Origin of the sequence: Nocardia sp. NPDC127579, assembly GCF_042672005.1 — a bacterium.
Classification (GTDB): domain Bacteria; phylum Actinomycetota; class Actinomycetes; order Mycobacteriales; family Mycobacteriaceae; genus Nocardia.
Genome location: NZ_JBHXVZ010000018.1, coordinates 23,970 through 35,098 on the forward strand (window position 1 = coordinate 23,970; position 11,129 = coordinate 35,098).

Consider the following 11,129-nt stretch of genomic DNA (forward strand, 5'->3'; position numbering starts at 1 on the left):
ATGGACGAGGTCGAGACCTGCCCACGCTGCGAGATGCCGATCGTCCAGAAACCGATGGGACGCCGCCGCAAGTGGTGCTCTGCCGACTGCCGCCGCCGCGGTCTGGACGAAGGCATCCGGGTACACGAAGTGGTCCGGGAAAAGCAGGTGCGGGTTCCGGAACGGATATCGGTCCAACGCCAGATCGACCGCCTCCTCGACGATCCCGGCGCGACCGAGCAGCTGCTGCGCACGCTCGCCCATCGCTGGCGTCACCGCGGCACCGATACCGATATCGACGCCCACCGCGCATTGGCACCGACGGTGCTGGATGTGTGGCAGGCGTTCCACGCTCCGGTCGACCCGAACGTAGCGAAGAATCCGCCGGCGCGGATGCCCACCGTCGCCGCCGAGCATCGCGCCGCCGTCGAGCGCGTGCTGTCCTCGCCCCGCTCGATCCGCGCCGTGCTGATGCGGGTCCGCGAGCAGCTCGACGCCGGACAGCTGCGCGGCAGCGCGGCCGAGCCGGTCCACAACGGCATCGCCTATCTGACCTACCCACGCCGGTCGTGACCTGTGTGCCCTCAACCCCTTCAGGGGTATACCAAGGCTTGGTATCCTGTGGTCATGGCCAAGAACACCTCCATCAGCCTCGGCGACCACTACGTGGCTTTCATCGATGCCGAAGTGGAGTCCGGGCGCTACAGCTCGGCCAGCGATGTCGTCCGCGCTGGCCTGCGTCTGCTCGAAGACCATGAGACTCGGGTCGACGCGTTGCGCCAGGCCCTCATCGACGGCGAGAACAGCGGCCCCGCTGAACCGTTCGACTTCGACGAGTTCATCGCCGAGCGCAAGGCCGCCGCGCGGCGCCAGCGCAGCGCGTGAGCGACTACGCCCTCTCCCCGGCCGCGCGCGCCGACTTGCGCCGCATCTGGGACTACACCGCCGAGCGGTGGAGTGAAGACCAGGCCGAGCAGTACCTGCACGCGCTCCGCCACACCATCGAGCGCGCCGCTGCGAATCCTCGAATCGGGCGGCCGCTGGATGACATCCGGTCCGGCTACCTCAAACTCACGGCGGGGTCCCACGTGGTGTTCTACCGGATCACCGGCGCCGGGATCGTCCACGTGATCCGCGTCCTGCATCAGCGCATGGACCCCGGTCGGCACCTGTAGTGCCTGTCGCCCCCGCACGGCCGGGCCGACAGGGGCTGGTCAGAAGATGATCAGGAACAAGATGAACAGGACGACGGCGAGCAGGCCGTAGCCCAGCCACCGCCACCGGATGACCAGCGGAGGTATGACTCCCTGGCGTTCGAGCTCGCGGATGCGGCGATAGGTCACCATCTCCGCGGGTGTGATCACATGCTCCGCCGGCGCCCGGAACGGGCAGAACGGGGTGTCGTGCACGCCGACGAGGCAGTGCGGGCAGATATAGCGGTACGGGCCGATCGTCATTACTCTGTCCTCCCCTGTCCCGCCGCGCAGGTCGATCCCATAGTGCCGCTCATTAGAGCGGTCGGCACCGACAATGCCCGCACCCGGCGACGCCAGGCGCGGCGGGGCAAGCCAGCGAAGCTGGCGCGGCAGCTTCGACTACCCACACACACCTTCGCTGCCGCTTCCCACCCCCCTTCTCACCTCAACTCATCCCCCTTGCTGCGCCCTCACCGCGCCTGCACCATCTCTCTCCCTTCCCCCACTCACGCCTCCGCATTCTCTTCTCACTTAGACCTCTTGCACCACGGAGAATTTTCCGGGGAAGTTTCGTCCGACAAAAGTCGGCGGGTGGTCGGCCACCGGGGGTGGTGTCGGGATTCGCGCTCGCGTGGTGTTCATTTCGGCGTTCAGAGCCAAGCCGTTGTTGCCTGGCTACCGACCGAGACCGGTGTCGTGGTCTCGCCCGTGATCAGGCTGGTACGGCGGGTAGGGCTGCTGCCACGCCGGCGTGTTGTCGGCCGATTGGCCGGTCCTGCGTGTGGGCAGGCCCTTGGTCTGGGCGCGGCGGCGCTGCTCAGCGTCACGCTGTTCGCCGGTGAGCTGGCTGCGACGACGCTGCTCTGCCTCGACGGTCCCGAGCTCACGTTGCAGCTTCTCGAGTGCCTTCGCATCGGCCGCGAGTTCGCGCTGATCCTTGTCCTGAGCGCCGCGCAAGCGAGCTTGACGCTGCTGCTCCTGGGCCTGGAATTCGATGCTGTTCCACTCCTGGGCCGGGATGCCGGTGGCTTCAGCGGCGGCCTGCGCGACGGCTTCGGTGCGGACCTGTTTCGGTGCGAGCTCGGCCAGCGCCGCCTGGGTCTCGGCCAGTTCACTGGCCAGTTCACGCCGCGCCAGCACTTGGCGGCGCGGCGTCTGGTCCAGCTTCTGCTGCAAAGCCTGATGTCGCCGTGTGAGCTTCTGTTGCTCGGCGAGCACCTCCTCAGCGGCTTGCTGGGCGTCGCGGGCGGGCCTGATCTTGTCGACCTGGCGGCGCAGTTCCGCGTTGTCGGCGAGCACCGCGACGGTGTGCGGGCCTCGTCCGTCGCGGCGCGCAGCGACGAGATCGGCCAGCAGACCGATCTCGGTGCGCCGGTGCGCGAGCTCGGCGTCCAGGCGCTCGTCGTCCCACCGGCGCGGCTCTACTTCGCGACCGGTCTCCCACGCTCGGGCTACCGCGACCACCCGCCGCTGGGCGCGCTGCTCCTCGGTCAGTTCGGTGTAGTACGGCCGATTGATCCGCACGTTCGTCGCAGGCGGAGTCAGCGGCCCGGCGGCGGCCGCGGCGACCTCGGCCGACATCGCCGGACGTTTCACCCTGGTCTGCGCAGTGACGGTGTCGCCGAGGACGTGGCGCGCGGCGGCCCGGCCGGCGGCCGCGGCGAAAACTTGGGCGGCGTCGCGGTCCCACTGATCCCGGCGCGCGGCAAGCTCGCTTTCCCAGCCCGCCCGCACCGGATCGATCTGCGTGCGCGTCACATGCTCGATCGCGCTCGCGCGCATGAGTTCGCCACGGGCCCGGTGCGCGCGTGCAACGGCGAGCGCGATCGCGATCGCGGCGAGTAGCGCCAGCACCATCAGCGCGAGCAGCAGCACGGCCATCTCAGCGGCGGCCTGCCCGTCACGGGCACCCTGCGAGGCGGGCAGGTGTGTGCGGGGCCGCGACCCGCCGGTATGAGTGAGCAGCGCCTGGGCGATCTCACCGATCGGCCCCGGACGCCGCTCGCGCGGCGGCCGCCACCGATCGGCCTGACGCGCAACCTGCGCGCTGCGGGTCATCTCCCGAGCCGCCGCCGCGAACGCACCCGGCTCATCACCTTCCAGCACTTCCGACCAGGCGGCAAAAACCCCCGCGGCTTGCCCGGCCATCCACGCCCACTGACCGCGGTCGCTCACTGGGATCTCACCCAGACGCGCCTGCCACTGCTCGACCTCGGCGGCGGCCTGCGCCCACGGGTCGATTCCCTCACCACGGCTCCGGCCGGACCGCTTGCCGCGGTCGGCTCGGCCCTTCCAAGCCGCGAGCGCGTCCTCACGAGCTTCGGGGCTGTCGGCCCACTGCTGCTCGCGCAGCGCACTCAGTGAAAGGTCTTTGGCGAGCTTTCCACCGCCGAGCCACGGCCCGATTTCGGCGTCGCCGCGCCGCAGCCGCACCGAATACCCGGTCACCTCGCTCGTGCCGCCAGCGGCGTAGCGGGCCCGCACCGCGACGCCGGCCTCCCGCAGATTCTCGACGAACTCGCGCTCGGATTCAGCGCCGACCGCGTGCGCGCGCACCATCCGACGCAACCGTTCACGCTCGGTCTCCGGTGTGCCGAGCCGCTTCGCGCGCTCGATCTCCGCACGCGAGTTCTCCGACAGGCCGCCGCCTTCCTTCCGTGTCGCGAGAATTTTCAGCCCGAACTCGCGCTCGATCTCCCCGCACACCTCATCCGCCCGCGGCCAGTCCCCCTTCGCTTTCCCTGGGCCGTAGTCGTAGGTGGAGACCTTGCTGCCGTCCTCACGCACAAGGCTCGCGGCGATATGGATGTGGTCCTGGCCCTCGCCCTTCTCCCCGGAATGGCCGTGCCGCACCGCGACCCACCGCGCCTGAGCACGCTGCGCATCCGGCGTCGCGGTGAAACCCATCCGCTCCATGAAGACCCCGGCGATCTCCTGCCACCGATCGTCGGACAGTTCCTCACCCGGCTGCGCCGCGAGCACGCAATGCCACACCGGGGCGTCCTTGTAGGTCCCCTTCTCGGACTTGCGCGCGGGCTCGAAAACATCCATTCCGAGCTCGCGGCCGCCGACACCGACCGCGACTTTCGCCTTCATCCGAACCTGCGTGCCGTACAACCGGCGCGGGATCTCGATCTCGTCGGCGACCGCCAAAGCGACATCACGCGCGGCCTCGTCATCGCCCGGGCCGTCGAAATGCGCCAGCCACATCTCCCGCATTACCGTCGGCGACCCACCGATGATGTGGCGGTCCTTGTGCTCGTTGTGCTCACCCGGCCCGAGCAGATACACGATCAGCCCCGACATCTTCTTGCCGCGCCGGATCTTCGCGATCATCGCCGCGCCGCTTTCTGCGCCAGCTCCTCCAACCTTTCGGCGCGCTCACGCAGATCCTCGCCCACCGCCTCCAACTGCTCCAGCACCACCGGCAAATCCTCGAGCACATCGTCAGGAATGTGCTGGTCCACGTTCGCCAACCGCGTCAACTGATTGAGATTGCCGCCGATCTTCGACACATGATGCAGCCGCAGCATGTCCAACGCGCTCGCCGCCGACATCAACGCCCGCACGATCTCGCGCCGCTTCGGCCACGACAACCACGGCCCGCCGTCCTTCGTCGCCGGCGCGACAGGTTCGAGCGCGCACTGAGCCAAGTACCACGGCACGGTGCAGTTCGCCTCCTCGGCCGACCGCGCTACGCGCTCGTACTCCTCGACCGAGAGCACCACCTCGACGGTCCGCTTCTCCCCCATGATGTTCGGCCGGCGGCGTCGACGACGAGACCGTGCGATGTTCTGCGACCGCCGCGGCGCAACCGTCGCCGACTGCTCCGAAAACCCTGCCTCCACGCTCACCGCGACCACCTCTCCGGCCTCCAGCCGATGCCCAGCGCAGCGACCACCCGCCCCCGGGTGGACCCCGAGCGCCCCAGCGAGGACCAATCATTTACCCCGGGTAAATGTTACCTTGCTCTGCCTGAAGCTGCGTATGAGTCTACCGGGAAGTTGAGCGGTGGGCAGGTCCGATTCGGGACCGCACAGAAGAGATCTGGTGGATGATTTCGCCTGTACATGACGGTGAGGATTTGGGAGTGGGAACGCATGGTCGGATCACATTTGGGGCGCGCACAATGGCTTGCCGGTGACGCATACACCGCTATGGACGAGGCCAAAGAGGCCACAGAAAACGCCATCGGCGACGGAACCTTCTCCCGGCCCGACAAGGCTGCCGAGCTGGCGTTGCGCTGGCAGATCGTCCAGGCGATGCAGCGCCAAGCCGAGCTGCACCTGCGCGTCGGACTCGGCATCGGCGAGGACCTGCCGACCGAGTAGTCTCCGAACACGCGGCAGCCCCGGCGGATACGACCCGCCGGGGCTGCCGCGCTTCTGCCGCGCTGTGGGTTAGTCGATCGCGCGCGGGCCCGATACCGCGAGCGCGGCGTCGATCGCGCGCCCAACCGTCGAGTGCGGCAGGTGCACCTGGTCCCCGATCGCGTTGGGTGTCATGCCCTGCGACCGCGCGCGAAAGATCGTCGCCAGTACCTCGATCGGCTGCTTGGACTTGCCCCGCTCGCTCACCGCGCGCGCGAGCCGCATGGCCGCCGCCGGTGTCATCTCGCGCGCGAACGGGCCGCTCGCGGTGCTGCTGTTCGGCGCCGCAGTCGCGCGGCGCGCGCGATCGGTCGCGCGCGCGAGGGCACCATCGACAACCGTTCCGCGCGCGGACGACGTGTGCGACGAGCGCGGCGCAGTGGCGGCAATTCCGCGTGGCGCGCGCGCGGTCTCCGGCGCGCGAACCAGGGTCACCACTGCCGTGGTGTCGAGCGGGGCGGCAGGCTCAGGCGTGTCACTCTCGGCCTCGCGATCGGTGAGCGAGTCGCAATCGGTTTCCAGCTCAGCCGGGTTGTGCGCGACGCGCGACGCGCGCGACGCCTCGGCTTCCTCTTCTTCGAGCGAAGCCTTATCACGGCGATCGGGCTCGCGCGCGACGGTGGTTTCGCGCGCGAGCTCGGGAAGCTCGCTCACCGCGCGCGCGGCAGCGACTTCCGCGCGCGATACCTCGGCCTCACCGCGCGCGATCGGTGCGCGCTCGATCGCTTCGCGCGCGATCGACGACAGCACGCCGGCCTGCTCCGCGCGCGGCTCCGCGCCGGCGAACTCACGCTCGAAGTCCGCCAGGGCGGCGTCGTCGACGCGCAGATTGGCGTCGATCGCGTCTGTGTTGACAGCATCCTTACCCGTCTCTACTCGTGTATGGGCGGGTGTGGATGCGCGGGAGAGCAGAGCTTCGAGGCGCTCGGCGGAGTCGTCGACGGGCGGGAGTTCGGCGGAGGCCTTGGCGATGGCGGCGCCCATGCGGTTGGCGATGGCGGTATGCCCGAACAGCGCGACGCCCATCATGATCGGCGCGACCGAGTGCACGGCCACTGAGCCCCAATCCTGTGGGGACCTCAGGTACGGGAAAGTGTTGAGCAGGACGGATCCAGCCAGCAGCGCGAGCTCGATCGCCTGAATCGTGGCCTTGCCCTCGTCGACCTTCCAACGGGCGACCGCGGCGCCGGAGACCATGAAGACCACCAGCACCACCGAGATCAGTGCTTCGAGCAGATAGCTCAGCCAGAACAGTGGCTCGCTGGGTCCGCCGGGCGCGAGATTGTGCTGGACGTTGGCGGCCGAGAACGCCATCGCACCAAGCACGACGCCGGCCAGCGCGCGACCGCCCCACTTGTCGATCGTGTAGAGCCGAGCCAGCTGCGCGTGCGGGCTTCCCGCGCGCCGCTGCTGAGCCAGTGCCCGCTGCGCCAGAGCGAGGTCGCGTGCTTCGCTGCGCACGATCTCGGTGTGGGTGCGGCGTACCTCGGCGGCGGTGGCCTCGATGGTCTGGATCTCGGCGAGCTGCTCGCTTCGGTCGTGCGAGCGCAGGCGTTCGGCGAGCTCACGATCGGCGGCGAGCTCGCTCTCGGAGAGCGCTTCGTGCAATGCCGGGTTGTATTGGTGTGCGAGCCTGGCTTGAGCTGTTGCCACGCGCTCGGGCAGAGCCGCGGTCAGCAGCGGATCGTCATCCGGGCGCCGCGGTGCGATACGAGCGTGGGTTGGCTTGCGGCGGAACATCAGATGTCCCCCTCCTTCGCGGTCGGAGCGAAACTGTGGAGTGTGGCATGAGCGCGGGCGGATGCGCCGCTGACGCGCACCGTGTGTGGGCGTGTCGGACGGTAGACAGCTACGCGGCGCGGCGCAGTAATCTCCCGACCCATACACGCCCATACCTGAGTATGGGCATGGTGGAGGTCAGTGGAGAGAGGCGCGGGAGGCATCACATCGGCTCCTCGGGGAGCACCGCGCGGGCCCGCGCTGCGTCGTGGAGCTCCGGGAGGTGTTGTTCCTGGTGCTCGATCTTGCGCTTGTACCAGTCGATCGCGCCTTGTTTGGAGATGCCGAGCGCGGCGCCGACGGCGGCCCAGCTCGCACCTGCCTCGCGGGCGCTGCGCATCACGCTCCAGCGCCGCCCGGTCAGCAGTTCGGTCAGCCGGCGGTTGGCTTCCAGCGCCTGCAGTGCGGTGACCTCGGCGAGCCCGGCGAGCTCGACGCGCAAGTCCGTGGACAGCAGGGCCTTGGACTTGTCGGTGTCGATCACCGCAAGGGTCCGGCGGATGTAGCCGATGTGCTGGAAGGTGCGCCATGTCGCGTGCAAGGCCTCTTCCTCGCCGTGTCTCAGGACGGCGGTCACATCGCTCCCGGCGGGGAGAAACCCCCGGTCGGTCGTTTCGAAGAACGGAAGTGACATGAGGCAAGTCTACTTGGCGATTGGTAAAATTTCTTGCTATAAGACTAGATTTCTTGTCGTGTATGGGCATCCCATACACGAGTTGGAGAGACGTTTACCTTGGTATGGGCGACTGCCCAGGTAGGGTCCGCGTGCATGTGGATCTATGCGATTGCCAACCAGAAGGGTGGTGTGGGCAAGACGGTCGACACCATCAACCTCGGGGCTGCCCTCGCGGAGGCCGGCCGCCGCGTGCTGGTCATCGACTGGGATCCACAGGGCAATCTTTCCGACGCCCTCGGCGTCGAGCCCGCGCCCGCGGGCGGGGCGAACCTGGCGCGCCTGCTGTCTGGCGAGTGGAGCGGTGAGCTCGGTGAGCTTGTGGTGGAGACCACCAGCGGGCTGTTCGTGATCCCGACCAGCGATGACATGTTCCTGCTCGAGCCCAAGATGTATGCCATGAGGGCGAAGGAGGAGATCCTCAGCCGCTTCCTCGACAAGCTCGAAGGCGTCTTCGACGACGTGCTGATCGATTCCCCGCCCTCGCTGGGCGCGCTCAACGACAACGCGCTCAACGCGGCGCGTCGGCGCCGCCCGGAGGCGGGGATCCAGGGCCGTGTGCTGGTGCCGGTACAGGCTGAGGATTCCAGCATCAAAGCGCTGGCGCTGTTTTTGCGCCAGTCCTCGACCCTGCAGGACGCGCTGGGCATTGAGCTCGATATCGCAGGCCTGATCATCAACATGTACGACGGCCGCAAGGGCCGCATCGCCACCACGACGCACGACGCATTTCAGACTCACCCGCTGGGCGTGCTGGCGGTGTTCAAGGACAGCTCCGTGATTCGTGAGGCCTGGCGGCTGCGCATCACGGTCTTCCAGCACGCGCCCAGAAGTAAGTCCGCCGAGGCGTTCCGAGCGCTGGCCCAGAGGGTGCAGCCGGAGCTGGTGGCGGTCGCGTCGTGACCAGGAAGAAGGACCTGCCGCCACCGGACATGAGCCGCACCGACTCCGACGAGATCCTGCGCTCCCGGGTGAATCTGAACATTCCGGTCGGCAAGTCGGCTGCCCATACACAAGTGGAGAAGGGTGAGGGCCAGGTAAGGACAGGTAAGGGCACCCGCCCGGACCCGGCGGGGATGCGGCGCACCTCGTTCTACATCAGCGCGGCCGCGGCCGCCGCTGTCGAGGACGCCGCCGACCGGATCCTGCAGTTGCTCGGGGACGACACCCCCCGTCATGTCGCGCTCTCCGCGCTACTGACCGCCGGCGCCGACCAAGTCGAAACTGTGGTTCAGAAGCTCGCCAAGCAACGCACCGCCGAACTCACCGCACGATTGGCAGCACTCAAGGAACAGGCCGAGTAAACACGCCCATACACGAGGTATGGGCGTGTGCGGGCCATGTGAGGTTGCTCCGCGCACGCGCGCTGAGGACTTCACCAGTGAACTGCGAAACTCCACTGGAGGCCCGAAGGATGCGGCAGTCAGCACTACACCGCCCGACTTGCATGGCGAATTCTTCGCAAACTCAACTGATGAGTGGTCTGAAAAGGGAAAATGCGACTGGATCATGAACTTCAACAGACTTGGGGCGCATCGTGGAAATCATTAGCTATCTAATAGACGGAGAACTCATCCGCCGCAAGGATCTTCCGGAGTGGGCCCGCAAGGCAGCAGAGGGCTTGAATCGCGGCGAGTCGGTCACTGTGGAGCACGAGGGAAAGTCAGTCACCATCGAGGCCACGATGACGACCGACACGACCTGGATCGAAAATCGATAGCTATCGACGTTCACGTGCAATCTCGCGACGAGCGGCCTCGACGCCTTGGTGCCGCATCGCGGACTTGCCGACGACGCGGCGCCCATGCTCGGCCGACCACGCCATCGCCGCGGCCCGGCCGGGGGAGTCCTCGGTGGCCGCCGCCGCGGCGGCTGCGATGGTGTCGGCGCGCAGCTGCTCCCACTCGCGCCGGACCGCAGCACGGCGTGCTTCCTCCTTGGCGGCTTCGCGGGCCCGGTCCAGCAGCGCCGGCGGTTCGTCGACCGGGATCGGGTGCAGCAGCGAGGCCAGGTAGCCGTAGGGGTTGTCGGGGTTGGTGAAGATCTTCTTGCCGGACAGGAGGAACTGGTCGAGTGCTTGCAGTACGTCGTCGGCGGTCCAGCCCGCGATCGCACGTTTGGTCAGGACGCCCGCGAGCCCGTTGCGGCCCATCTTCCGTACCCAGAGCGGAAAACGTGCGTCAGCGCGGATCCTGGACGCCAGCAACAGGGCTCGCTCGTCATAGTCTGGGCTCTTGCGTCGCGCCCTCTTCTTCTCGTTGCCGCGCGGAGCGCGTCCCTTGGTCACGTTCTTGCTTAGAGGAACGCTCGGGGGTCGTGAGAGATCAAGAGAACCGCCACTTCGTGGCAGTGGGGTGACAAAGCCCTGTTGGGCAAGGGATTCCAGGGTCGAGTTATCCACAAGGTGGGCGTAGGAGGGGGAGTCGATGAGGGCGGCTTCGGCTGTCCAGCCGCGGTGGCGGTCGTCGCGCTTCCAGGACAGCAGGCGTTCGAGTTTGGTGCGGTGGCGGCCGGTGACGACGACCTGGCGCACGTCGAGCAGCCGGGCCAGCTCGCGGCAGCGTTTCACGGTGCGGGCACACCGGACGATCTTTCGGCTGAGGTGCCGCACGGATGGCCGGCATTCGCGGCCGGTAACGATGTCGGCGCATTCGGACTCGGCGATCGCCCAGGCTTGGAAGGTTTTCCGGGAGACCGAGGGCGCGCGCAGGGTGCGGCGCAGCTCGTCGTAGAGCAGGTCGTAGAGCGCCATGACCAGCGCTACCCACCGCTCGCGGGACCACCAGCACGCCGGGACGCCGGCGTAGAGGTCCTCAGGGCGGGCCAGCTGCAGAGGCGGGGGCTTGAACAAGGCCCCGGTACGCCGTGACGCCTCGCTGTGCTGTGGCCGCTGCGGGCAGATCCGCGCGGGACCGAGGGCGCGGCGACGCCCTTCTGTAGATACATGTGTGGGCAGCGAAACCGCAGGTACCACTGGACCGTGATCCGATCCACCGGCCCCAATCCTTGGGGAGACATAGTGCGGCTTGCTACCCTTAGAGCCGCTTCGCAAAGCGTAGGCCCTTCTGGGTCGTCGAAGAGCCCCTGGTTGCAGCCGGGGGCCTTCTCTTTTTTTTGGGGGGGGGGGGGGGG

General features: G+C 68.0%; 13 protein-coding genes. 7 read left to right on the plus strand and 6 right to left on the minus strand.

The window, feature by feature from the left end:
• The 3 genes from ACFVMC_RS32910 to ACFVMC_RS32920 are packed head-to-tail and all read left to right on the plus strand — an operon-like array spanning window position 1 to window position 1,154.
• Window positions 1–552 carry a hypothetical protein gene (locus tag ACFVMC_RS32910; RefSeq protein ID WP_379216851.1) on the plus strand — a complete coding sequence of 184 codons (552 nt, stop codon included), beginning with the start codon at window positions 1–3 and terminating at the stop codon, window positions 550–552.
• Window positions 553–606: 54 nt separating this feature from the next.
• Window positions 607–864, plus strand: coding sequence for a type II toxin-antitoxin system ParD family antitoxin (locus ACFVMC_RS32915; protein ID WP_379216852.1), 258 nt, complete (start codon window positions 607–609; stop codon window positions 862–864).
• Window positions 861–1,154 (plus strand): type II toxin-antitoxin system RelE/ParE family toxin, encoded by a 294-nt coding sequence (locus tag ACFVMC_RS32920; protein WP_379216854.1) that lies wholly within the window; start codon window positions 861–863, stop codon window positions 1,152–1,154. The genes ACFVMC_RS32915 and ACFVMC_RS32920 overlap by 4 nt, the downstream gene beginning before the upstream one ends.
• Before the next feature lie 39 nt (window positions 1,155–1,193).
• On the opposite strand, the gene ACFVMC_RS32925 is transcribed toward ACFVMC_RS32920, so the two are convergent.
• From ACFVMC_RS32925 to mobC, 3 genes are all read right to left on the minus strand, one after another.
• Window positions 1,194–1,436 (minus strand): hypothetical protein, encoded by a 243-nt coding sequence (locus ACFVMC_RS32925; protein ID WP_379216856.1) that lies wholly within the window; start codon window positions 1,434–1,436, stop codon window positions 1,194–1,196.
• Between the two features lie 414 nt (window positions 1,437–1,850).
• Window positions 1,851–4,511 carry a relaxase/mobilization nuclease domain-containing protein gene (locus ACFVMC_RS32930; protein ID WP_379216858.1) on the minus strand — a complete coding sequence of 887 codons (2,661 nt, stop codon included), beginning with the start codon at window positions 4,509–4,511 and terminating at the stop codon, window positions 1,851–1,853.
• Window positions 4,508–5,038, minus strand: coding sequence for a plasmid mobilization relaxosome protein MobC (mobC, locus tag ACFVMC_RS32935; RefSeq protein ID WP_379216860.1), 531 nt, complete (start codon window positions 5,036–5,038; stop codon window positions 4,508–4,510). The genes ACFVMC_RS32930 and mobC overlap by 4 nt, the downstream gene beginning before the upstream one ends.
• Window positions 5,039–5,245: 207 nt before the next feature.
• On the opposite strand from mobC, the gene ACFVMC_RS32940 reads away from it, so the two are divergent.
• Window positions 5,246–5,506 (plus strand): hypothetical protein, encoded by a 261-nt coding sequence (locus ACFVMC_RS32940; RefSeq protein WP_379216862.1) that lies wholly within the window; start codon window positions 5,246–5,248, stop codon window positions 5,504–5,506.
• A 69-nt stretch (window positions 5,507–5,575) separates the two neighbouring features.
• On the opposite strand, the gene ACFVMC_RS32945 is transcribed toward ACFVMC_RS32940, so the two are convergent.
• A complete protein-coding gene (locus ACFVMC_RS32945; protein ID WP_379216864.1) occupies window positions 5,576–7,285 on the minus strand; it encodes a hypothetical protein in 1,710 nt (569 codons plus the stop codon).
• A 202-nt stretch (window positions 7,286–7,487) separates the two neighbouring features.
• Window positions 7,488–7,958: a hypothetical protein gene (locus ACFVMC_RS32950; protein WP_379216866.1), complete on the minus strand. Its 471-nt coding sequence runs from the start codon at window positions 7,956–7,958 to the stop codon at window positions 7,488–7,490.
• 135 nt (window positions 7,959–8,093) lie between these two features.
• On the opposite strand from ACFVMC_RS32950, the gene ACFVMC_RS32955 reads away from it, so the two are divergent.
• The 3 genes from ACFVMC_RS32955 (at window position 8,094) to ACFVMC_RS32965 (ending at window position 9,717) form a co-directional block, all read left to right on the plus strand.
• Window positions 8,094–8,900, plus strand: coding sequence for a ParA family protein (locus tag ACFVMC_RS32955; protein ID WP_379216867.1), 807 nt, complete (start codon window positions 8,094–8,096; stop codon window positions 8,898–8,900).
• Window positions 8,897–9,301: a hypothetical protein gene (locus ACFVMC_RS32960; RefSeq protein WP_379216869.1), complete on the plus strand. Its 405-nt coding sequence runs from the start codon at window positions 8,897–8,899 to the stop codon at window positions 9,299–9,301. The genes ACFVMC_RS32955 and ACFVMC_RS32960 overlap by 4 nt, the downstream gene beginning before the upstream one ends.
• A 233-nt stretch (window positions 9,302–9,534) precedes the next feature.
• Entirely contained in the window at window positions 9,535–9,717 is a 183-nt protein-coding gene (locus ACFVMC_RS32965) for a hypothetical protein (protein WP_379216871.1), read from the plus strand.
• Here the strand turns inward: ACFVMC_RS32965 and ACFVMC_RS32970 are convergent, their stop codons facing one another.
• The gene (locus tag ACFVMC_RS32970; RefSeq protein WP_379216873.1) at window positions 9,718–10,749 is read right to left on the minus strand and encodes a hypothetical protein; all 1,032 of its coding nucleotides are present in this window, start codon (window positions 10,747–10,749) and stop codon (window positions 9,718–9,720) included.
• Between the last annotated feature and the right edge of the window lie 380 nt (window positions 10,750–11,129).